Source organism: Streptomyces sp. NPDC001549, from assembly GCF_042894025.1.
GTDB classification, from domain to species: domain Bacteria; phylum Actinomycetota; class Actinomycetes; order Streptomycetales; family Streptomycetaceae; genus Streptomyces; species Streptomyces kutzneri.
On the sequence record NZ_JBIAVJ010000021.1, the window covers coordinates 145,453 to 167,127 of the forward strand.

A 21,675-nucleotide genomic window follows, 5' to 3' on the forward strand; every position below is an offset into this window, starting at 1 on the left:
CCATTGCTTATCTGAACTGTCTTCTGCGGTCCTTCTCTTGTACTCGGATGCTTCCTCTGGTGTGGCTTCTCGATCGAAGGGAAGCTCCTCATAGTCCTGGGTGCCCATGGCTTTCCTCCTCTGTTCCTGTTTCCAGCATGCTTGGAGTTGCACAGGTTCGCCATTTCGCGGCTCCCATCCCATGCGACACGGGTTTGAGCCGTGGGTGAGCCATGGTCATCACTGAGCACGGGTCAAACGGGCCATCAGGGAAGCCCGGCGTCGCTGCGTCTGTCACCGCATCTTCCCGTCTGGCCGATGTGATGCTCGTTGCCAGGGCGGTCGAAGGCTGGAACGCCAACGCCATCAGCGGCACAGTCTCTGTCAGCACGGGCGCACGCGCCTACGGATCAGAAGGTTGCAGGTTCGAATCCTGCCGAGTGCACAGCAGAGCAGAAGCCCCCAGGAGAAATCCTGGGGGCTTCTGTCGTATGTCCTGACGGCCCGCCGTCTCCTCCTTGATGGGGACGGGGTCCCCCGGAGGATGTCAGGGCTGAGATGGCTCTGGCGGGGGACGTGGACGAGTGGCCGGCCTCGGTACGGTTTCTGGAGATCGTCCGAATCCGGAAATCCGGAGCTGGAAAACGGGGGCACTCATGGGACTGTTCGGGAACGCGCACACCGTCGACCCTGTGTCGGCGCAGCGGGACTACGCGCGGCTGCTGGGGCAGGGGGAGCAGGTGCATGCCGCGTACCTGCTGATCCGGGACACGATCCTGTTCACCGACCGGCGGCTGGTGCTCGTCGACAAGCAGGGGCTCACGGGGAAGAAGGTGGAGTACCACTCCATCCCGTACCGGAGCATCACGCACTTCTCCGTCGAGACCGCCGGGCACTTCGATCTCGACGCCGAGCTCAAGATATGGATATCCGGCAGCCCGGCGCCGATCGAGAAGACCTTCACCAAGGGCGTCGACATCTACGAGGTGCAGGCGATCCTGACCCAGTTCGTCGCCCGGTAGGCGGCGGCTGGGCCCTCAGAGGACCCGGGGCAGGCCGGTCACCGACATCACCAGGGAGTAGAGGGAGGTGGTGGCGGTGATGAAGAGGCGGTTGTTCTTGGCGCCGCCGAAGGCGATGTTCGAGACCGGTTCGGGGACGCGGAGGCGGCCGATCAGGGTGCCGTCCGCGGCGTAGCACTGGACGCCGTTCTCCATCGCGGCCGCCCACAGCCGGCCTTCGTCGTCGAAGCGGATGTTGTCGACCCCGGGGCAGGTGGTGAAGACGCGGTCGTCGGTGAGGGTGCCGTCGTCGGTGACCTTGAAGGCGCGGATGTGGCCGGCCCGGGTGTCCGCGGCGTACAGCTCGCTCTCGTCGGGGGAGAAGACCAGGCCGTTGGGGCCGAGGAAGCCGTCGGCGACCGTCCGGACCTCGCCGGTCGAGGGGTCGGCCCGGTAGAGGTTGCAGGCGCCGATCTCGCTGGGTGCGCGATGGCCCTCGTAGTCGCTGGTGATGCCGAAGTCCGGGTCGGAGAACCAGATGGAGCCGTCCGAGCGGACGACCGCGTCGTTCGGGCTGTTGAGCCGCTTGCCGTCGAAGCGGTCGGCGATGACGGTGAGGCTGCCGTCCGGTTCAGTGCGGGTGACGCGCCGGTTGCCCTGTTCACAGGTGATCAGGCGGCCTTCGCGGTCCAGGGTGTTGCCGTTGGAGTGGCCGGCCGGGGAGCGGAAGACGGAGACGGCGCCGGTCGCCTCGTCCCAGCGCAGCATCCGGTCGTTGGGGATGTCGCTCCACACCAGTTGCCGCCAGGCGGGCAGGTAGAGCGGGCCCTCCGCCCAGCGGCAGTCGTCGTAGAGCCGGTCCAGCCGGGCGTCGCCGTTGGCGCAGCGGCCGATCCGGAAGCGCTCGTCCAGAATCTCGTACAAGGTGAGGTCGGCTATGGCAGACATGATTCCCCCTGGAAGAGTCACGCCGAATCTTGTTCGGTCTGATGGTGAGATTGCAGGATCAGGTACCGTCTTCGCAAGGGTCGACAGGCCCATGAGAGGAAGATTGCGTGGACGACATCGACCGTGCGCTCGTCCTGCGCCTGCAGCAGGACGCCGGCCAGTCGTACGCCGCTCTCGGTACGGCCGTCGGACTCTCGGCGGGGGCCACCCATGAGCGGGTACGGAAACTGCGCGAGCGCGGGGTGATCCGGCGGACCACCGTCGACGTCGACCCGGCGGCCGTCGGCAGCGGAGTCCTGGCCTACGTGATGGTCGACTCCAACGCCTGGATGGGCGAGTCCGGTGCCGACTTCGCCGCGATCCCCGAGATCCAGGAGGCGCACATCATCGCGGGCAGTGCGTCCGTGCTGGTCAAGGTGCGTACGGCCTCGACCGAACAGCTGCAGGACGTGCTGCGCCGCCTCTACGCCATCGACGGCGTCAGCGGTACGCACGCCACCGTCGTCCTGGACACCTTCTTCGAGCGGCCGCTCCCGCTGTGACCTGGTGGTGCACCGGAATCCGGTGGAAGGACGGCCGCCCCGCCATCGGGTGGTACGGGGAGGGCCGCGGCGAGCGGGTGAGCGAGCTCGCGTACGGGCAGCGGATCGCCTTCACCGCACGCGGGGAGCGGCACTGCCTCGGTGTGTGGCGGGCCGGGAAGCGGACGCCCTGCCCCACCGCGGACACCGTGCCGGGCCGCGCCGGGAACGCGCAGTGCCCCGAGTGCGCCCGCCTCGACCGGTCGTTCTCCGTGGCGGCCGACACCAACGCCGCCGATCCGCGCACCTACCGGGTCTACCTGGCCTGGTTCGGTCCCGGCATGGTCAAGGTCGGGATCACCGCCGAGGAGCGCGGCCCGGCCCGGCTGCTGGAGCAGGGAGCGGTGGCATGGGCCTGGCTCGGCCGCGGTCCGCTGATGGCCACCCGGCGCACCGAGGAACTGCTGCGGGCGGCGCTCGGGGTGCCCGACCGGATCGCGTACGCCCGTAAGCGCGGCGTACGGGCCCACCTGCCGGCCGCGCCCGACCGGGCCCGGGAGGTCGCCGAGCTGCACGCACGGGCGGCGGCGCTGGCCGGATGGCCGGAGTCACTGGAGCGGGTGGAGTGCGAAGTGGCCGACCATGCCGGGGCGTTCGGGCTGGACGCCCTGCCGGACCTGCCCGGGCCGGCGCGGGTGCTCACCGAGATGGTGTCCGGCGGGTCCGTCGTGGGCCGGCTGGCGGGCGCGGCCGGTCCCGATCTGCACCTCGCGGACGGACTGGTGGTGGACACCCGGCTGCTGGCGGGCTGGGAGCTCACCGCTCCGGGGAACGAGGCCGTGACCTCGGTCCCGACGGCGCAGATCCCGTCCCCCTCCTCCGCTCCCGCCGAGCAGGGCGGGCTGTTCTGACACCGGTGGACCGCGGCTCGGATCGTGGCGGCCATGGTCAAAACTTGGATCCCTTTGGCCTTCCGGGGCCGATTCCGGTGGACATGCCAGGGGCGCTCCGCCGAGGGTGTCGGACATGACCACTCAGCCGGTACCGGCCTTCGAACCGCCCTATGTCATGGCCGTTTTCAGCAACATCCGCACCGATGACGACAGCGGATACCCCGAGGTCCTCGCACGGATGAAGGAGATCGTCCGGACGAACCCGGGATACCTCGGATACGAGTCCGCGCGTACCCCCGGAGGCCTCGGCATCACCGTCGCCTACTTCCGCGACCACGAGTCCCTCGCCGTGTGGCGGGAGGACCTGGAGCACCAGTCGGCCATGAAGCAGGGCCGCTCCGACTGGTACGAGAGCTACACCCTGCACGTCGCGACCGTCGAGCGGAGCCACGGCTTTGTCCGCAACGGCTGAGGCGGTCCGCGCCTTCCGGGAGCGGCTCGGGCTGCCCGGACTGGTCGACGTCCACACCCACTTCATGCCCGAGCGGGTCCTGGACAAGGTGTGGGACTACTTCGACGCGGTCGGCCCGCTGACCGGCGTCGAGTGGCCCATCACCTACCGGCACGAGGAGGAGCAGCGCGTCGCGCTCCTGCGGGAGTTCGGGGTCCGGGCCTTCACCGCCATGCTCTACCCGCACAAGCCGGCGATGGCCGCCTGGCTCAACGCCTGGTCCGCCGATTTCGCCGCCCGTACCCCCGACTGCCTGCACACCGCGACGTTCTTCCCGGAGGAGGGCGTGAGCGCGTATGTCCGCCAGGCCGTCGAGTCCGGAGCCCGGATCTTCAAGTCGCACCTCCAGGTCGGCGGCTACGACCCGAACGACGACCGGCTCGACCCCGTCTGGGGGCTGCTCGCCGAGGCCGGCCTCCCGATCGTGATCCACTGCGCCTCCGGTCCCGTCCCTGGCAAGCACACCGGACCCGAGCCGGTCGCCCGGCTGCTGGCCCGCCACCCGAGGCTGCCGCTGGTCATCGCCCACATGGGCATGCCCGAGTACACCGACTTCCTCGACCTCGCCGACCGGTACGCCGAGGTGCGCCTCGACACCACCATGGCCTTCACCGACTTCTCCGAGCAGATGTGCGGCTTCCCGCCCGGGGATCTCGGACGCCTCGCGGACCTCGGCGACCGGATCCTCCTCGGAACCGACTTCCCGAACATCCCCTACCCCTACGAGCACCAGCTCGCCGCGCTCGAACGGCTCGGCCTCGGCGACGACTGGCTGCGGGCGGTCTGCCACGACAACGGCGCCCGGCTGTTCCGCCTCGACGGCTGACGCCCCTGCGCCCTGCTCCGGCTCCCGGCCCCGGCGCCCTGCCTTCCTTCCCGGATCTCCTTTCTCAGGAAATTCACAGGAAGGCACAAGAACGCTCTCAGAGGCACGGGACAGCGTGTTCGGTATGACTGCGACGACCACCTCCCATGCGTCCACGTCCACCCACCACCCCATGGCCCTGGTGCGGCCCGACGGCGGCCCCTGCCGGGTGCTCGTCGTCGACGACGAGGCCTCGCTCTCCGAGCTGCTGTCCATGGCCCTGCGCTACGAGGGCTGCGAGGTCCGCACCGCCGGCGACGGGGCGGGCGCGGTACGGGCGGCACGCGAGTTCCGGCCCGACGTGGTCGTCCTCGACATCATGCTTCCCGATATGGACGGCCTGGCCGTCCTCGGGCGCCTGCGCCGGGAGATCCCCCAGGTGCCCGTGCTGTTCCTGACCGCCAAGGACTCGTTGGAGGACCGGATCGCGGGCCTTACGGCGGGCGGCGACGACTACGTCACCAAGCCCTTCAGCCTGGAGGAGGTCGTGGCCCGGCTGCGCGGCCTGGTCCGGCGCTCCGGCGCGGCGCAGGCCGCGCGCGGCGGTTCGGTGCTGACCGTCGGCGATCTGCGGCTGGACGAGGACAGCCACGAGGTGGTGCGGGGCGGCCGGGAGATCCACCTGACCGCCACCGAGTTCGAGCTGCTGCGCTACCTGATGCGCAACCCCCGGCGCGTGCTGAGCAAGGCGCAGATCCTGGACCGGGTGTGGTCCTACGACTTCGGCGGCCAGGCCAATGTGGTCGAGCTCTACATCTCCTACCTGCGCAGGAAGCTGGACAGCGGCCTCGGTATGCCGCCGATGATCCACACCCGGCGCGGCGCCGGTTACCTGATCAAGCCGGCCGAGTAGTGGCCCTCCGCACGAAACGGCGCCCGCGCGGCCGCCGGCCCTGGTCGCTGCGTACCCGGCTCGTCGTCTCGGCGGTGGCGCTGATCGCCGTGGTGGGTGCGGCCATCGGGACCGTCACCACCTTCGCCCTGCGCTCGTACCTGGTCACCGAGCTCGACGAGCAGCTGAAGGCTTCCGTGAAGATGGCCGTCCGGGCGCCCGGCGGGAAGCCGGCCCGGGAGAACAGCGCCGGCTTCGTCATGGCTCCCGGCAGCCCGCTGGACGCCGCCGGGATCCGGCTCGATCCCGCCGGGACCGTCCTCGGGACGGCCCGCAACGTCCGCGCCGAGGGATGGTCGGTCGACCAGCCCCCGCCGCTGACAGAGGCCCAGGGCAAAGCCCTGGCCCAGGCCGCCCGGACGGTCGCGGAAGGCAGGCCGGAGCCGGTGGACGCGGAGCTCCCGGGTCTCGGCAGCTACCGGGTGCTGCTCGCGCCCGACGGCACTCTCGCCCTCGGTTTCCCCCTGAGCGACGTCGACTCCACCGTGCGCGCCCTGGTCGGGGTGGAGCTGTGCGTCACCCTGGCCGGGCTGATCGCGGCCTCCCTCGCCGGGCAGGCCCTGGTCGGGGTCGCGCTGCGCCCGCTGCGCCGGGTGGCCGCCACCGCCACCCGGGTCTCCGAACTTCCCCTGCACAAGGGCGAGCCGGCCCTCCACGAGCGGGTCCCGGACGCCGAGGCCGACCCCCGTACCGAAGTGGGGCAGGTCGGCGCGGCCCTCAACCGCATGCTGGGCCATGTCTCCTCCGCCCTCACCGCCCGCCAGCAGAGCGAGATGCAGGTCCGGCAGTTCGTCGCCGACGCCAGCCACGAGCTGCGCACCCCGCTGGCCTCCATCCGCGGCTACGCCGAACTGACCCGCCGAGGACGGGAGGAACCCGGCCCCGACACCCGGCACGCCCTGGGCCGGATCGAGTCCGAGGCCACCCGGATGACCGGCCTGGTAGAGGACCTGCTGCTGCTGGCCCGGCTCGATGCGGGCCGCCCGCTTTCCACCGGCGACGCCGACACCGACCTGGCCCCGCTCGTCGTCGACGCCGTCAGCGACGCCCGGGCCGCGGGTCCCGAGCACCACTGGCGCCTGAGCCTGCCCGAGGAGCCGGCCCCGATCCGGGCCGACCCGGCCCGGATCCAGCAGGTGCTGGTGAACCTGCTCGCCAATGCCCGTACGCACACCCCTCCGGGCACCACCGTCACCGCGCATGTTTCACGTGAAACATCCGCCGTCCGGCTGCGGATCGAGGACGACGGGCCCGGCATCGCACCCGACCTGCTCCCCCGCGTCTTCGAGCGCTTCGCCCGCGGCGACGCCTCCCGCTCCCGCGCGGCGGGCTCCACCGGACTCGGGCTGGCCATCGTCCAGGCCGTGGTCACCGCGCACGGCGGGCGGGTCGGTGTACGGAGCGAGCCCGGACGGACCTGCTTCGAGGTCCTGCTGCCGCATGCGCAGCCGGACCGGACGGACTCACAGGCAGGGCACAGGCTCAGCACACAACGGTGACAGGGCGCCCCGCGAGTGTCGGAACATGCGAACCGACACCTCTCCCGGGGCCCTTCCGGCACGGGCGCCCCTCGCGCCCGTGCCCGGCGAGCCCGTCCTCGACGTGGTGATCCCTGTCTTCAACGAGGAGAAGGACCTCGGCCCGTGCGTGCGCAGACTGCACGAGCACCTCAGCCGGACCTTCCCCTATCCCTTCCGGATCACGGTCGCCGACAACGCGAGCACCGACCGCACCCCTGAGGTCGCGCGTGGGCTCGCCGCCGCGCTGGACGGCGTACGCAGCACCCGACTGGAGGAAAAGGGCCGGGGCCGGGCCCTGCGCCAGGTGTGGTCCGGTTCCGACGCCCCCGTCCTCGCCTACATGGACGTGGACCTCTCCACCGACCTCAACGCCCTGCTGCCGCTGGTCGCACCGCTGATCTCCGGCCACTCCGACCTCGCCATCGGCACCCGCCTGGCCCGGTCCTCACGGGTGGTGCGGGGCGCGAAGCGGGAGTTCATCTCGCGGGCCTACAACCTCCTCCTGCGGTCCTCCCTCGCCGCCCGGTTCAGCGACGCGCAGTGCGGATTCAAGGCGATCCGGCGCGAGGTCGCCGAGCGGCTGCTGCCGCTGGTGGAGGACACGGGCTGGTTCTTCGACACCGAACTGCTCGTGCTCGCCGAACGGGCCGGGCTGCGGATCCACGAGGTGCCGGTGGACTGGGTCGACGACCCCGACTCCACCGTCCACATCGTCCGGACCGCCACCGAGGACCTCAAGGGCGTCTGGCGCGTGGGCCGGGCACTGGCGGTCGGCGCGCTCCCGCTGGACCGGCTCGCCCGCCCCTTCGGCGACGATCCGCGCGACCGCGCCGCACTGCCCGGAGTGGAGGGCGGACTCGCCCGCCAGCTGCTCGGCTTCTGCGCCGTCGGAGCGCTGTCCACCGTGCTCTACCTGCTCCTGTACTCCGCCTTCCGCGCCGGGACCGGCCCGCAGTTCGCCAACGGCGCCGCGCTGCTGCTCTCCGCGCTCGCCAACACCGCCGCCAACCGCCGGCTCACCTTCGGGGTGCGCGGCCGGGACCGGGCCGTGCGCCACCAGGCCCAGGGCCTCGTGGTGTTCGGCATCGGGCTGGCCCTCACCAGCGGCTCCCTCGCCGCGCTCGGGGCGGCCACCGCCGATCCCGCGCACAGCACCGAACTGGCCGTGCTGATCACCGCCAACCTCGCCGCCACCGTGCTGCGCTTCCTGCTCTTCCGCGCCTGGGTCTTCCCCGAGCGGCGCGACACTCCCGTGAAGGACGACATTCGATGACCACGGCAGCACCCTCGCTCTTCCCGGTCCCCGAGGCCCGCGCCGGCACCGGCCGCCGCGCGGCGGCCGACCGTCCTCGCTGGGAGCTTCCCGCCCTGGCCGGGCTGCTGATCGCCACCGCCGCCCTGCTCCTGTGGGACCTCGGCGCCTCCGGCTACGCCAACTCCTTCTACTCCGCCGCCGTGCAGGCGGGCAGTGAGAGCTGGAAGGCCTTCTTCTTCGGCTCCTCCGACGCCGGCAACTCCATCACCGTCGACAAGCCCCCGGCGGCCCTGTGGCCGATGATGCTGTCCGTCCGGCTCTTCGGGCTCGGCGCCTGGCAGATCCTCGTGCCGCAGGCCCTGATGGGCGTCGCGACCACCGGTGTGCTGTACGCCGCCGTGCGCCGCCAGTTCGGTCCCGCGGCCGGGCTGCTGAGCGGCGCCGTCTTCGCGCTGACGCCCGTCGCCGCGCTGATGTTCCGCTTCAACAACCCCGACGCGCTGCTGACCCTGCTGCTGACCGTCACCGTGTACTGCGTGCTGCGCGCCCTCGACGGGGCCCGCACCCAGTGGCTGGTCTGGGCCGGGGTGGCGGTCGGCTTCGCCTTCCTCACCAAGACCCTGCAGGCCTTCGTCATCCTGCCGCCGCTGGCCCTCCTGTACGCCGTCTGCGGGCCCACCGGGCTGCGCAAGCGGCTCGGTCAGTTGCTGCTGGCGGGGCTCGCGATGCTGGTGGCCGGCGGCTGGTGGGTCGCCGTTGTCGAGCTGTGGCCGGCCTCCTCCCGCCCGTACATCGGCGGCTCGCAGAACAACTCCTTCCTGGAGCTGACCCTCGGCTACAACGGCCTCGGCCGGATCAACGGCAACGAGACCGGCAGCGTGGGCGGCGGCGGCCGGGGCGGCGCCGGAGGCGGTGGCGGAGGCTGGGGAGAGACCGGCATCGACCGGCTCTTCTCGGGCAACATCGGCGGGCAGATCGCCTGGCTGCTGCCGGCGGCCCTGGTACTGCTGGTGGCCGGTCTGCTGATCACCTGGCGGGCCCGCCGGGCCACCGACTCGCTGGAGGGCACGGCCCGGGCGGCGTTCCTGGCCTGGGGCGGCTCGATGCTGATCACCGCGGCCGTCTTCAGCTACATGCAGGGCATCTTCCACGAGTACTACACGGTGGCGCTGGCGCCGTTCGTGGCCGCGCTGATCGGCATGGGCGTGGCCGTGCTGTGGGAGGAGCGGGGCGGCAAGGCGGCCGCGCTCACCCTGTCCGGCACGCTCGCCCTGACGGCGGTCTGGTCGTACGTGCTGCTCGGCCGGGCGACCGGCTATCTGCCGTGGCTGCGCTGGGCGGTCCTGGTGGGCGGGCTGCTCGTCGCGGCCGCGCTGCCGTTCGCCGCGCGGGCCGGGCGCCGGGCGCTGCAGGCCACGGCGGCGCTGGGCGTGGTGGCGGCGCTGGCCGGGCCGTTCGCGTACTGCCTGACCACCGTGAGCACCGCGCACACCGGCTCCATCGTGACCGCCGGACCGGCGGTGGCGGGCGGCCGGGGCGGACCGGGCGGGATGATGGGCGGCCCCGGCGGCTTCGGCGGACCCGGCGAGATGCTCCAGGGTGGCCAGGGCCGCCAGGGCGGGATGCCGAACGGCGGCCGACCGGGCGCGGGGCAGCAGGGCGGTATGCCGCCGCAGGGCGCGATGCCGCAGGGCGCGATGCCGCAGGGCGGGATGGCCCCGGGCGGGATGCCGCAGGGCCAGGGCCAGGGCGGTGCGGGCGCAGGGCCCGGCGGCGAGCGGTTCGGCGGCGGCCAGGGCGGTCCGGGCGGCCTGCTGAACGGTGCCCGGGTGAGCGCGGAGGCCAAGAAGGCCCTCACCACCGACGCCGACGAGTACACGTGGGCGGCGGCCGCGATCGGCGCTCAGAACGCGGCGAGCTACCAGCTGGCCTCCGGGGCGCCCGTCATGCCGATCGGCGGCTTCAACGGCAGCGACCCCTCGCCGACCCTGGAGCAGTTCCAGAAGTACGTGCGGGACGGGAAGATCCACTGGTTCATCGGCCAGAGCACCACCACCGACGGCGCCGAGGGCGGCATGCCCGGGGGCGGCGGCCAGGGCGGCGGTCGGGGCGGCCCGGGCGGGGGCACCAGCACGGACATCGAGACCTGGGTCAAGGCCACCTTCAAGGCGTCCACGGTCGGCGGAGCCACCTTCTACGACCTGACGGCTCCGACGGCCTGATCCGGTCTCACGGCAGCGGACCCCGCCCGCTGTTCCGGCCCGATCGGCGGGACACCCCCTAGCATCAAGAGGGCGGACCGGGCATTCCGGACTGATCCACCTGTCGTGAGGAGGGTGCCTGCATGGTGACCGCGGCCGATCCCGGCGAGACCCGCACCAGTGTGTGGCTGGCCGCCAGGCCTGCCGCACCCACCAGACGCCGCAGCGAGGCACCCTCCGGGCTGCACCGGGAGCGGATCACCGCCGCCACCGTACGGCTGCTCGACGCCGACGGGCTGGCCCGGTTCTCGATGCGGCGGCTGGCCGCCGGGCTCGGGGTGACCGCGAAGTCCCTGTACTGGTACGTGGACACCAAGCAGGATCTGCTCGAACTCGCCCTGGACAGCGCCCTGGGCGAGCTGGAACTGCCGCCCGAGACGGCGGAGAGTGCGGTGGCGAGTACGGCAGCGAGTGCGGTGGCGAGTGCGGCGGCGAGCGCGGTGGCGAGCGGCGAGCCGGGCTGGCCGGGACGGCTGCGGGCGCTGGCCCGCGGCTACCGGCGGGTGCTGGGGGACCACCCGTGGGTTGCTCCGCTCACCGCCGCGTTCCCGAACATCGGCCCGCACGCGCGGGCCTTCGACGCCGCCCTCCAGCGGCTGCTGGACGCCACCGGCCTGGTGGACGCCGCCCGCACCGGCGCCCACCTGGCCGTCTCGCAGTTCCTGCACGGATGCGGCGGGACGGTCCGGCGGGCGCCGGAGGGCGACTTCTGCCTCGCGCTCGACATCCTGATCGCGGGCATCGAGGCCAAGGCTCCGGCCGGTCGGGCCCGGCAGGATCCCGAAGAGGCGAATTAGGCCTTGACGGCGGTCTCGGCGGGGGCCGGCTCGTTCGACGCCGCCGGGGCGTGTGCCGCCGGCTTCGACTTCAGGGCGACCTCCTTGATGAACACCACCAGGACCAGTCCGAGCAGCGCGAACGGGGCGGCGTAGAGGAAGACGTCGCCGACGCCGTGCCCGTATGCGGACTCGATGACCTCGCGGATCGGCGCGGGCAGCTTGTCGAGGTCGGGGATCCCGCCCCCGGCGGTGCCGCCGTGGCCGAGGGCCGCGGCTTTCGGGCCGAGGGCGGCGAGACCGTCCTGGACGTAGTGCGTCACCCGGTGGGCCATGACCGCGCCCAGCGCGGAGACGCCCATGGCGCCGCCGAGGGAGCGGAAGAAGGTGACGACCGAGCTGGCGACGCCCAGGTCCTCGGGGGCCACCTGGTTCTGGGTGGCGAGGACCAGGTTCTGCATCATCATGCCGAGACCGAGGCCGGTCACCGCCATGTAGATCGCGATGTGCCAGTACGGGGTGTCGTGGCGCAGGGTGCCCAGCAGACCCAGGCCGGCCGTCAGCAGGACGCCGCCGGAGACGAGCCAGGCCTTCCACTTGCCGGTCTTGGTGATCACCTGACCGGAAACCGTGGAGGAGACGAAGAGGCCGGCGATCATCGGAATCGTGAGGATTCCGGACATCGTCGGGGACTCACCGCGGGCCAACTGGAAGAACTGGCTGAAAAACACGGTCCCCGAGAACATCGCGATGCCCACGAACAGGGAGGCCGCCGAGGCGAGGCTGATGGTCTTGTTGCGGAACAGCCGCAGCGGGATGATCGGGTCGCTCGCGCGGGACTCGACGAGGACGAAGAGCAGGCCGAGCAGCAGCGCGCCGCCCGTCATCGCCCAGGTCTGCCAGGAGATCCACTCGTAGGAGTCGCCGGCCTGCGTGACCCAGATCAGCAGCAGCGAGACGGCGCCGCTGATCAGGAAGGCGCCCAGCCAGTCGACCTTGACGTCGCGGCGCACGACCGGGAGGTGCAGGGTGCGCTGGAGCACGATCAGCGCGATGATCGCGAACGGCACGCCGACGTAGAAGCACCAGCGCCAGCCCAGCCACTCGGTGTCGGTGATGACACCGCCCAGCAGCGGGCCGCCGACGGTGGCGACGGCGAAGACCGCGCCCAGGTAGCCGCTGTACCGGCCGCGCTCGCGCGGGGAGATCATCGCGGCCATCACGATCTGCGCCAGGGCGGAGAGGCCGCCGACGCCGATGCCCTGGACCACGCGGCAGGCGATCAGCGTGCCGGTGTTCTGGGACATGCCCGCGACCACGGATCCGAGGACGTAGATCACGAGGGATATCTGGACCAGCAGCTTCTTGCTGAAGAGGTCGGACAGCTTGCCCCACAGCGGGGTGGCGGCCGTCATCGACAGCAGCGCGGCGGTGACCACCCAGGTGTACGAGGACTGGGTGCCGCCCAGGTCGCTGATGATCTGGGGGAGGGCGTTGGAGACGATCGTGGACGACAGGATCGCCACGAACATGCCGAGCATCAGCCCGGACAGCGCCTTCATGATCTGCGGGTGGGTCATGGTCACGGAGGTGGCCGCGGGGGTGGTCGCGGGGGTGGTCGCGGACGCGGGCGGGTCGTCGGTCGTCGTCTCCGACTGGGCCATGTCTTTCCTTTGTCTAGAAGCTCGATCGGAGTCGGGCCAGCAGGGTGTTGAGTACGTCGATGTCCTGGGGGGACCAGTCGTGCAGGGCTCTTTCCAGCGAGGCCGTGCACCGGGCACCGAGCTCGGCGAGGAGCGCCCGCCCGGCCGGGGTGAGCCGCAGGATCCGGCAGCGCCCGTCGCCCGGGTCGGTCTCGCGCTCGATCCAGCCGCGGTCGGCGATGTGCGTGACGTGCCGGCTGGTCACGGAGATGTCGACGCCCATGAACTCGGTCAGGCGGCTCAGCCGCATCTCCCCGTGCCGGTCGAGCAGGGTGAGGACGGCGGCGGCGCCGGGCGGGCAGTCCGGGGGCAGGCAGCGCGCGAGCTCGCGCTTGACCGCGCCGATTCCGGTGAGCTGGCGGGCCAGCTCCGCGTACGGAGCGGTCGGCGCGACCGCAGGCGGTGCGGCCGGTGCGGTCGGAGCAGGCGGTGCGGTCGGTGCGCTCTGCACGGTCGGAGCGGTCTGCACGGTCACCGGGTCCCCCATCTTGTTGCTTGAGGCAACCATAGAAGCGCATGGTTGCTACAGGCAAATGAATCTGGGGGTGGGGCGGTAAAGGAATCGGAAAACCGGCTAGGGTCCTGCTCCATGGCTGACAACCACAACTCACAGGTCCCCGAGGGCAGCTACGACCCCGCGGGCAGCACGCAGATGTTCAAGGCCTTCGTCGAGGAGGCCGCACCGGCCCGTCAGGCGGGTCCTGGGGCCCGTCAGCAGCGCCGCGCGGAGCAGCGGTCCGGGGCGTCCTCGAACCCCGCCCTGAAGGTGGGGCTGGTCCTCGCCCTCGTGCTCGTCATCGGCGTGGCCGCCTGGGTGGCCCTGACCTGACGGCCCCGGGCGGCGCCCCGAGGACGCCTCACCACGCCTCACCGCACCGCACCGCGCCTCACCGCACCTCACCGCACCTCGGCTCAGCTCCAGGTGGCGGTGACCTTCCGGGTGTCCACGTGCATGCCCAGCGGCACCCGCCAGGACTCCACGCACACCGTGTAGGTCTGCGTCTTCGAGGTCCCGCCCGCCACCGGTGCCGGCAGGGGCTGGCTCGTGGTGATCGTGGCCCAGTCGATGCCGAGGGCGCCGATGATGTGCGTCGCGAAGCTGACCGTGCCCGAACGGGCCGCGGTGGTCCCGGTGTTGGTGAAGGTCACGGTGACCCGCTCGCACCAGCGGTCGGCCGCGGCCGCCCTGACCGGCACGGACAGCGTCAGCCGGGCCGGTGTGGACGCGGGCGGGGCCGGCGGTGTCGTCCCGGGCCTGCCGGGCGGGCCCGTCGGGGTGCCCGGTGAGGTCGGCGAGGTGGGTGAGGTCGGCGAGGTGGGTGAGGCCGGGGCGGTGGGCGCCGTCGGCGTGCCGGGTGTGCCGGGAGGCGGTGAGGTCCTGCCCGGGTCCGAGGGGGTGCCGGGGGCGCCTGCGGAGCCGCCGGGGCCGGTGGTCGTGGCTCCGCCCGGGGCGGAGCCACCAGGGCTCCCGGATCCCGCGGTCCCGGTCGGCGTACTGGAGGTTGTGTCCGACTGCGCGGATCCGCCCGCCACGTCCGGGCCTCCGAGCTGCTGGAACTCCACCCGGCCCCGCGGGGCCACGTTCTCCCCCGCGCCCCGTTCGGGGCCCGGGGCCGCGGCGCCCACGGCGACGTAGCCGTCCCGCGCCGGGCCGCCGCAGCCGGTGAGGCCGGCGGCGGCCGTGCAGCACAGGGCGAGCAGGGTGGTGGCGGCGGCCGCTCGCGATCCCTTTCGCATCGCGCCAGTTTTCCTGACGGATCGTCAATTTGGAAGCGCGAGGCGCCGGATCACTCCCCGATGAGGCCTACGCGCAGTTGCGCGAGGGTTCGGGTCAGCAGCCGGGAGACGTGCATCTGGGAGATGCCGACCTCCTCGCCGATCTGCGACTGCGTCATGTTCGCGAAGAAGCGCAGCATGATGATCTGCCGTTCCCGGGGCGGGAGTTTGGCGAGCAGCGGCTTCAGGGACTCGCGGTACTCGACGCCCTCCAGCGCGGTGTCCTCGTACCCGAGGCGGTCCGCGAGGGAGCCCTCGCCGCCCTCGTCCTCGGGGGAGGGCGAGTCGAGCGAGGAGGCGGTGTAGGCGTTGCCGACGGCGAGGCCGTCGACGACGTCCTCCTCCGAGACCCCGAGCACGGCGGCGAGCTCCGGCACGGTCGGCGAGCGGTCCAGCTTCTGGGCGAGCTCGTCACTGGCCTTGGTCAGCGCCAGGCGCAGTTCCTGGAGCCGGCGCGGGACGCGGACGGACCAGGAGGTGTCCCGAAAGAATCGTTTGATCTCGCCCACGACGGTCGGCATCGCGAACGTCGGGAACTCGACGCCGCGTTCGCAGTCGAAGCGGTCGATCGCCTTGATCAGGCCGATGGTGCCGACCTGGACGATGTCTTCCATCGGCTCGTTGCGGCTGCGGAATCGGGCGGCTGCGTAGCGCACGAGAGGCAGGTTCAGCTCGATCAGGGTGTCGCGTACGTACGCCCGTTCGGGGCTGTCCGCATCCAGGGCGGCGAGCCGCAGGAAGAGGGAGCGGGAGAGGGTCCGGGTGTCGATGGCTTCCGAGCGGTCGGGCGCTGCAGGTGCTGTGGGCGCAGGCGCGCTCTTGACGAGCGTGAGCACCTTGGAGCTGCCCTGGTCTACGGACATGCCACCCCCTTGAGGTCGCGGACGGTCGCGTACTGCGCGCCCGTCGGAGGAACGCAGCCTCCACCTGAATACCGGAGGCGGGGCTGCGGCAAACGCGGTTCACGCAGAATGTCACATGTCGGCAACGCGCTGTAGCGCCATGTCGACATATATCTCCAGCGACAGAGAGGGCCAGAGGGTGATTAGCCCGATCTGTCGGGAAACATGTGAATGATCTCCACTCGTTCCGGTTACGCCTCGATCCTGTTTGCGGATCTCAGTCGGGCGAAACTCCGGGCGAGGAGTCGGGAGACGTGCATCTGGGAGACACCGAGCTCCACGCTGATCTGTGACTGCGTCAGATTGTTGTAGTACCGCAGGAGCAGGATCCGTTGCTCGCGTTCGGGCAGCTGTACGAGGAGGTGGCGGACGAGGTCGCGGTGCTCGACCCCGGCCAGCTCCGGGTCCTCGTAGCCGAGGCGGTCCAGCAGCCCGGGCATGCCGTCGCCCTCCTGGGCGGCCTCCAGGGAGGTCGCGTGGTAGCTGCGCCCGGCCTCGATGCAGGACAGCACCTCGTCCTCGGTGATGCGCAGCCGCTCGGCGATCTCGGCGGTGGTCGGGGTGCGGCCGTGGAGGGTCGTGAGGTCCTCGGTGGCGGCGTTGACCTGGACCCAGAGCTCATGGAGGCGGCGCGGCACGTGGACGGTGCGGACGTTGTCGCGGAAGTACCGTTTGATCTCGCCCACGACGGTCGGCATCGCGAAGGTCGGGAACTGCACGCCCCGGTCCGGGTCGAACCGGTCGATGGCGTTGATCAGGCCGATGGTGCCGACCTGGACCACGTCCTCCATCGGCTCGTTGCGGCTGCGGAAGCGCGCGGCCGCATACCGGACGAGGGGGAGGTTGGCCTCGATGAGGGCCCCGCGCACCCGGCTGTGCTCGCCGGTGCCCGGCTCCAGGCTCTTCAGCTGGCCGAAGAGGACCTGGGTGAGCGCCCGGGTGTCCGCGCCCCTGCTCGGGGGTCTCGGCGCGACCGGGGGCTCCTCGGGCGGCTCCTGGCGGGGCTCCTGGCGGTGTTCCCGCTGGGGCTCCGGCTGGGGCGGTACCTGGGGGTCCTGCTGGGGTGGTACTTGAGGCGCAGTACTGGCCGGCACGGTCACGCCACCCCTTCAGTCAACTCATTCATCAAAAGCGGTCATAGCATCACAAGAGATGTGCACTGTGTGCAAGCACCGTATAGCTCCGTGTTGAGGGCAAATTGGGCATATCGGGGCAATACGCCCAACGATAGGTATACAAAAAGCCCCCCACCCGTCGGAGTGGGGGGCCGGAAGGCCGGTAACCGCTTCAGCGTACGGGTCAGCGCACCAGTTCGGTCATGAACTCGCCGATGCCGGAGGCGGCATCCGATATCCCCTGGAAGCCTATTTCCACGATCTCGGCCGCTCTCTTCGGCTGGGTGATGATCACGAAGAGGGCGAACACGGTGAGGGCACCCGTGATGAGCTTCTTGGTGTCCACGTGCGGGCGGCCTCCCCAACCGGTCCGAGCAAGTCGGGTGAGTCTAACCGGTCAAGATTGGACACTCGCCTGCCCTTTAAGGACCAATGGCCCGGTACTCCGGGTCCTTTGCCGTGGAGCGTGCGGTCGCGGTGGGCGCAGGATGGGTGTGCGCCCACCGGTTCTGGCAGGAAACCGGCGGGTGAGGGGCAGGGCCTCACTGCGGGGTCCGGGCCGCGGGCTTCCCCCTGATCGCGGCCCGGACCGGCAGGTCCGTCCTCGTCGGGGGAAGTGGTTTGTCCCCCTGATGCCACTTCCCCCGTTCCACGCGAAGAAGGTCCCGACTCCGGTCGGGGCCTTCTTCGCGTGGCCCCCGTGGCCCGTGCGGGCCACGGGGGCGTACGGGGGCGTACGGGGTGCTCGGGCGCGCTCAGGGCGTACGGGGGCGCACGAGGGGCGTGCGGAGGCTGAGGCGGTTCAGGCCCCCGGTGGCTACTCCAGGCCGCCGGCCAGGTCCGTGAGGGGCTGTACGGGCGCGATGACGGGGGCCAGGTGGTCGGGCAGTTCCATCAGTGCGTTGAGCTGGTTCGCGCCGGCGCTGAGCTGCGACCCGATCTCCTGGACGGACGTGGGCTGGGCCCCGGCCGGCATCCCCGGGGCGGCCGCCGGCAGGTCCGGGAGGGTGAGCGGGGAGACCGGGGCGGCCGAGGCGGCCGAGGCGGCGGGTGCGGCGAGGCCCGCGGCGGCCCCCGCGAGGGCGAGGGCGGCGAGCATGCGCTGGGTCTTGGTCATGCCGTGACAACGGCCGAAGGGGCGGGCGGTCACGCGGGTGTCCTCCGGAGAGGCGACCCGGAATACGCCGAGAGCCCCGACCCTTGCGGGTCGGGGCTCTCGATCGAAGCGGTAGTGGAGGGATTTGAACCCCCGATGGGTTGCCCCATACTCGCTTTCGAGGCGAGCTCCTTCGGCCACTCGGACACACTACCGAGATGGATCCTAGCCTAAGGAACCCCATCCGCTGAAATCGTTGGGTACGGGGGCGTCGCGGCGGCCGTACACAGGCCTTTTCCGGGCCCTGGGCGCCGGTCCCGGGCCGGTCCGCCGGTTCAGAGGTCGCGGAAGAAGTCCGTCAGCTGCCGCGCGCACTCGTCGGCCAGGACACCGCGGACCACCTCGGGACGGTGGTTGAGCCTGCGGTCCCGTACGAGGTCCCACAGCGACCCGGCGGCGCCCGCCTTCTCGTCGTCCGCGCCGTAGACGACCCGGGCGACGCGCGACTGGACGAGCGCGCCCGCGCACATGACGCACGGCTCCAGGGTCACCACGAGGGTGCACCCCGGAAGGCGCCATTCCCCGAGCTCGGCGGCCGCCCGGCGCAGTGCCACGATCTCGGCGTGCGCGGTGGGGTCGCCGGTCGCCTCGCGCTCGTTGTACCCGGTGGCGAGGATCCGCCCGTCCGGGCCCAGCACGACGGCGCCGACCGGCACATCGCCGGCCGGCACCGCCCGGGCGGCCTCCTGGAGCGCCAGGCGCATGGAGTCCCGCCACGGGTCCCGTACGGGATCGTCGGTGTTCGCAGGGAGCACTAGCGGACGGCCTCCAGGACCTCGGTGGCGCCGAGGGAGTCGGCGATCTCCGAGAGTGCGTCCCCGTCCAGGGTCATCAGTTGTTTGTTGGTCACCCCGAGATCGTCCAGCAGCCGGGGGTCACCGAGCGGACCGGCCGGTACCGGTTCCGCACCGGTCCCGCCCACCTCGTCCTCGTCGGCGTCCTCGTCCGCGAACGCGGCGACGGCATCCTCCTCGCCGTCCTCGGTGCCGTCCAGGTCCAGGTCGTCGAGTTCGTCGTCCTCCTCGTCGCTGCCCAGCAGCTCTTTGGTCAGCATCGAGCCGTAGGAGCTGCGGGAGGCCGCGGAGGCGTTCGATACGAAGTACCGCGGGTCCTCCTCGCCGTCCACGCGGACGACGCCGAACCAGGCGTCCTCCTGCTCGATGAGGGCGACCACCGTGTCGTCGTCGACAGCGGCGGACCGGGCGAGATCGATCAGATCACTGAGGGACTCGACGTCGTCGAGTTCCATGTCGCTCGCTTCCCACCCGTCTTCGGTGCGCGCGAGCAGTGCGGCGAAATACACCGTGACTCTCCCACTGGTCATAGGCGTGCCGGTTGGAGGTCCCCCCGGCCGGAGGTTGGGGCACAGCGGCCGTGCTGCTCGCCGTCCGTACCCCGCCCAATCGGCATCGTGGCAGAAACAGCGGCTTTGCGAGAGGTCTTCCGCGCTTGCGTCGTGCCGCGCCGTGCACCGGCAGGGGCTGTACGGGGTTGCGGCGCGGGGGCGGCGGGGTCGTGAGGAGGTGTGCGGGGCGGGTGGTGCGGCCCGGACGTGTCGCGGCGTGCCGGGCGCCGGATCACCAGCGGAAGGTGCGCATGCGCATCTGCTGGCGCATACGGGCCGCTCGGGCGCGGCGGGGCTGGACGCGATCGCGCAGCTCGCGCGCTTCCATCAGGTCGCGCAGGAACTGCGCGCGGCGTGCTCGGCGCTGCGCCGCGGTCTCCGGCACCTCGTCTTTCGGCTGCCTGTCGGGCATCGGCCACCACCCTGGCTGGTCGGTCGTCCCCCCTGCACCCACCTTCCCCCGGACGGCGCGTTTGATGCCACCCCGCCGCAGGTCAGACGTCGTCCTTGAGGGTCGGGACCACCGCCACCGGGCCGTGCGCGTGGTGGAGCACCGCATGGGCCACCGAACCGATCGCCAGGGACATGGCGGTGCGCCGCGGGTGGTGGCGGCCCACGACGACCAGCGCCGCCGCCCGGGAGGCGATGACCAGCCGGCCCGCGGGGTCCCCGGGCACCGCGGCCTGCTCGACCGGGACGTCCGGAAACCGCTCGCGCAGCGGTGCCAGCCGCTCCGTCTGGGACCGCAGCATCTCCCGCTCGGCAGGTACGCCGTCCCCCTCGTCGGCCAGCCCCTCCGGCGGGATCACCGCGAAGGGGCTGTCGATCACCAGGGTCGGGGAGGGCGGGATGGCGTACGCGGAGACCACCTGGACGGTGGTCCCCCGCACGGCGGCCTCGGTGAACGCGAAGGTCAGTACGTCGTCGGGCGTCTCGGCGGCGTGCAGCCCGACCACCACCCGCCCGGCCGACTGCTCGGCGTCGGCATCGGTGTCGGCGGCGCCGCGCTCCGCGTGCGGGACCACGACCACCGGGCAGGCGGCCGTGCTGGCCACGGCCCGGCTGCTGGAGCCGAGCAGCAGGCTGGCGAAGCCGCCGCGGCCCCGGGAGCCCATCACCAGCATCCGGGCCTGCGAGCCGATCACCCGCAGCGCCTCGGGTACGGAGCCCTCCAGGGCCTCGTACGTGACCCCCTCGGGCAGCCCGGAGCCGCCGGCGCCGAGCAGGGACTCGACCCAGTCGCGTACGGGGTCGGCGAATTCCGCGGGCTCGGAGGCGTCGTGCAGCGAGGCCCGGCGGCCGGCGTACAACTGGGCATGGTCGGGCAGTACATGGGCGACCAGCAGCCGGCTGTCGTGCCGGACGGCCTCCTTCCGCGCCCACTCCAGGGCCCTCAGGCTGTGTTCCGACCCGTCGACGGCCGCGATCACCGGTGTGTTGCTCATCCGTCCAGCCTGCTGGGCGTCCGCGCGGGTCGCATCCGCAGGGAAGCGGCGGGCGGGAGCGCCGCTTCGGACGCGAAGGAGCCGCGTCAGCGCGTAGCCTTTTGGGTGCAGGTCGCGTCGTGCGACCGTTTTTGCAGGTCGCAGGCTGAGTTTTGGAGGATGTTGTGCGTTTGCAGGTCGTCGATCACCCCTTGGTGGCGCACAAACTCACCACCCTGCGCGACAAGCGCACCGACTCCGCCACCTTCCGGCGGCTCGCCGACGAGCTGGTGACCCTGCTCGCGTACGAGGCCACCCGGGACGTGCGCACGGAGCAGGCCGACATCGAGACCCCGGTCGCCCCGACCACCGGCGTGAAGCTCTCGCACCCGCGCCCGCTGGTCGTCCCGATCCTGCGCGCCGGCCTCGGCATGCTCGACGGCATGGTGCGGCTGCTGCCGACCGCCGAGGTGGGCTTCCTGGGCATGGTCCGCAACGAGGAGACCCTGGAGGCCTCCACGTACGCGACGCGCATGCCGGAGGACCTCTCGGGCCGCCAGGTCTACGTCGTCGACCCGATGCTCGCCACCGGCGGCACGCTGGTCGCGGCGATCCAGGAGCTGATCAAGCGCGGCGCCGACGATGTCACGGCCGTGGTGCTGCTGGCCGCGCCCGAGGGCGTCGAGATCATGGAGCGCGAGCTGGCGGGCACGCCGGTGACGGTGGTGACGGCCGCGGTGGACGAGCGGCTCAACGAGCACGGCTACATCGTGCCGGGCCTGGGTGACGCCGGCGACCGGATGTACGGCTCGGCGGAGTAGGGCCGCTCTGC

At 71.8% G+C, this 21,675-nt stretch carries 24 protein-coding genes and 1 tRNA gene; 12 read left to right on the forward strand and 13 right to left on the reverse strand.

Features of this window, described 5'->3' with window-relative positions:
* Nucleotides 1–635: 635 nt before the first annotated feature.
* Complete coding sequence (locus tag ACFY04_RS29740) at nucleotides 636–1,001, forward strand: PH domain-containing protein (protein WP_190620409.1); 366 nt, start codon at nucleotides 636–638, stop codon at nucleotides 999–1,001.
* 15 nt (nucleotides 1,002–1,016) lie between these two features.
* Here ACFY04_RS29740 and ACFY04_RS29745 read toward each other — a convergent pair whose 3' ends face one another.
* Nucleotides 1,017–1,928, reverse strand: coding sequence for an SMP-30/gluconolactonase/LRE family protein (locus ACFY04_RS29745; RefSeq protein ID WP_389121344.1), 912 nt, complete (start codon nucleotides 1,926–1,928; stop codon nucleotides 1,017–1,019).
* A gap of 107 nt (nucleotides 1,929–2,035) precedes the next feature.
* Here ACFY04_RS29745 and ACFY04_RS29750 point away from each other — a divergent pair, with 107 nt between their 5' ends.
* The 9 genes from ACFY04_RS29750 to ACFY04_RS29790 all read left to right on the forward strand — a co-directional run bounded on the left by ACFY04_RS29750 (nucleotide 2,036) and on the right by ACFY04_RS29790 (nucleotide 11,443).
* On the forward strand, nucleotides 2,036–2,470 hold the full coding sequence (locus ACFY04_RS29750; protein WP_033223357.1) for an Lrp/AsnC family transcriptional regulator: 435 nt from the start codon (nucleotides 2,036–2,038) through the stop codon (nucleotides 2,468–2,470).
* Nucleotides 2,467–3,360: a DUF2797 domain-containing protein gene (locus ACFY04_RS29755; protein ID WP_389121346.1), complete on the forward strand. Its 894-nt coding sequence runs from the start codon at nucleotides 2,467–2,469 to the stop codon at nucleotides 3,358–3,360. Before ACFY04_RS29750 ends, ACFY04_RS29755 begins: the two co-directional genes overlap by 4 nt.
* A 115-nt stretch (nucleotides 3,361–3,475) precedes the next feature.
* Nucleotides 3,476–3,814, forward strand: a complete 339-nt coding sequence (locus tag ACFY04_RS29760; RefSeq protein ID WP_389121348.1) for an antibiotic biosynthesis monooxygenase family protein — start codon at nucleotides 3,476–3,478, stop codon at nucleotides 3,812–3,814.
* Nucleotides 3,798–4,679, forward strand: a complete 882-nt coding sequence (locus ACFY04_RS29765) for an amidohydrolase family protein (RefSeq protein WP_389121351.1) — start codon at nucleotides 3,798–3,800, stop codon at nucleotides 4,677–4,679. The genes ACFY04_RS29760 and ACFY04_RS29765 overlap by 17 nt, the downstream gene beginning before the upstream one ends.
* A gap of 124 nt (nucleotides 4,680–4,803) precedes the next feature.
* Entirely contained in the window at nucleotides 4,804–5,571 is a 768-nt protein-coding gene (locus tag ACFY04_RS29770; protein WP_389121354.1) for a response regulator transcription factor, read from the forward strand.
* A complete protein-coding gene (locus ACFY04_RS29775; protein ID WP_389121357.1) occupies nucleotides 5,571–7,109 on the forward strand; it encodes a sensor histidine kinase in 1,539 nt (512 codons plus the stop codon). The genes ACFY04_RS29770 and ACFY04_RS29775 overlap by 1 nt, the downstream gene beginning before the upstream one ends.
* Nucleotides 7,110–7,134: 25 nt before the next feature.
* Nucleotides 7,135–8,403 (forward strand): glycosyltransferase, encoded by a 1,269-nt coding sequence (locus ACFY04_RS29780; protein ID WP_384390306.1) that lies wholly within the window; start codon nucleotides 7,135–7,137, stop codon nucleotides 8,401–8,403.
* Nucleotides 8,400–10,607, forward strand: coding sequence for an ArnT family glycosyltransferase (locus tag ACFY04_RS29785; RefSeq protein WP_389121361.1), 2,208 nt, complete (start codon nucleotides 8,400–8,402; stop codon nucleotides 10,605–10,607). Before ACFY04_RS29780 ends, ACFY04_RS29785 begins: the two co-directional genes overlap by 4 nt.
* 122 nt (nucleotides 10,608–10,729) lie before the next feature.
* On the forward strand, nucleotides 10,730–11,443 hold the full coding sequence (locus ACFY04_RS29790; RefSeq protein WP_389121363.1) for a TetR/AcrR family transcriptional regulator: 714 nt from the start codon (nucleotides 10,730–10,732) through the stop codon (nucleotides 11,441–11,443).
* Here ACFY04_RS29790 and ACFY04_RS29795 read toward each other — a convergent pair.
* A complete protein-coding gene (locus tag ACFY04_RS29795; protein WP_389121446.1) occupies nucleotides 11,440–13,002 on the reverse strand; it encodes an MDR family MFS transporter in 1,563 nt (520 codons plus the stop codon). The genes ACFY04_RS29790 and ACFY04_RS29795 overlap by 4 nt on opposite strands.
* Before the next feature lie 97 nt (nucleotides 13,003–13,099).
* A complete protein-coding gene (locus tag ACFY04_RS29800; protein ID WP_389121450.1) occupies nucleotides 13,100–13,492 on the reverse strand; it encodes a MarR family winged helix-turn-helix transcriptional regulator in 393 nt (130 codons plus the stop codon).
* A gap of 222 nt (nucleotides 13,493–13,714) precedes the next feature.
* On the opposite strand from ACFY04_RS29800, the gene ACFY04_RS29805 reads away from it, so the two are divergent.
* Nucleotides 13,715–13,954, forward strand: a complete 240-nt coding sequence (locus ACFY04_RS29805) for a hypothetical protein (RefSeq protein ID WP_389121365.1) — start codon at nucleotides 13,715–13,717, stop codon at nucleotides 13,952–13,954.
* Between the two features lie 83 nt (nucleotides 13,955–14,037).
* Here ACFY04_RS29805 and ACFY04_RS29810 read toward each other — a convergent pair whose 3' ends face one another.
* From ACFY04_RS29810 to ACFY04_RS29855, 10 genes are all read right to left on the reverse strand, one after another.
* Nucleotides 14,038–14,862, reverse strand: a complete 825-nt coding sequence (locus tag ACFY04_RS29810; protein WP_389121368.1) for a hypothetical protein — start codon at nucleotides 14,860–14,862, stop codon at nucleotides 14,038–14,040.
* Between the two features lie 50 nt (nucleotides 14,863–14,912).
* On the reverse strand, nucleotides 14,913–15,764 hold the full coding sequence (locus ACFY04_RS29815) for an RNA polymerase sigma factor SigF (protein ID WP_389121370.1): 852 nt from the start codon (nucleotides 15,762–15,764) through the stop codon (nucleotides 14,913–14,915).
* 230 nt (nucleotides 15,765–15,994) lie between these two features.
* On the reverse strand, nucleotides 15,995–16,897 hold the full coding sequence (locus ACFY04_RS29820; RefSeq protein WP_389121373.1) for an RNA polymerase sigma factor SigF: 903 nt from the start codon (nucleotides 16,895–16,897) through the stop codon (nucleotides 15,995–15,997).
* A 205-nt stretch (nucleotides 16,898–17,102) separates the two neighbouring features.
* On the reverse strand, nucleotides 17,103–17,264 hold the full coding sequence (locus ACFY04_RS29825) for a hypothetical protein (protein WP_167745563.1): 162 nt from the start codon (nucleotides 17,262–17,264) through the stop codon (nucleotides 17,103–17,105).
* A 471-nt stretch (nucleotides 17,265–17,735) separates the two neighbouring features.
* Complete coding sequence (locus ACFY04_RS29830; protein WP_389121376.1) at nucleotides 17,736–18,068, reverse strand: hypothetical protein; 333 nt, start codon at nucleotides 18,066–18,068, stop codon at nucleotides 17,736–17,738.
* Between the two features lie 76 nt (nucleotides 18,069–18,144).
* A tRNA-Ser gene (locus tag ACFY04_RS29835) sits at nucleotides 18,145–18,229 on the reverse strand.
* Nucleotides 18,230–18,349: 120 nt separating this feature from the next.
* The gene (tadA, locus tag ACFY04_RS29840; protein WP_389121453.1) at nucleotides 18,350–18,778 is read right to left on the reverse strand and encodes a tRNA adenosine(34) deaminase TadA; all 429 of its coding nucleotides are present in this window, start codon (nucleotides 18,776–18,778) and stop codon (nucleotides 18,350–18,352) included.
* A 50-nt stretch (nucleotides 18,779–18,828) separates the two neighbouring features.
* On the reverse strand, nucleotides 18,829–19,377 hold the full coding sequence (locus tag ACFY04_RS29845) for a hypothetical protein (protein ID WP_389121378.1): 549 nt from the start codon (nucleotides 19,375–19,377) through the stop codon (nucleotides 18,829–18,831).
* Nucleotides 19,378–19,651: 274 nt separating this feature from the next.
* Nucleotides 19,652–19,831: a hypothetical protein gene (locus ACFY04_RS29850; protein ID WP_030768873.1), complete on the reverse strand. Its 180-nt coding sequence runs from the start codon at nucleotides 19,829–19,831 to the stop codon at nucleotides 19,652–19,654.
* 82 nt (nucleotides 19,832–19,913) lie between these two features.
* Nucleotides 19,914–20,864, reverse strand: coding sequence for a universal stress protein (locus tag ACFY04_RS29855; protein ID WP_389121380.1), 951 nt, complete (start codon nucleotides 20,862–20,864; stop codon nucleotides 19,914–19,916).
* Between the two features lie 164 nt (nucleotides 20,865–21,028).
* Here ACFY04_RS29855 and upp point away from each other — a divergent pair, with 164 nt between their 5' ends.
* Nucleotides 21,029–21,664 (forward strand): uracil phosphoribosyltransferase, encoded by a 636-nt coding sequence (upp, locus tag ACFY04_RS29860; RefSeq protein WP_030010426.1) that lies wholly within the window; start codon nucleotides 21,029–21,031, stop codon nucleotides 21,662–21,664.
* Nucleotides 21,665–21,675: the final 11 nt, after the last annotated feature.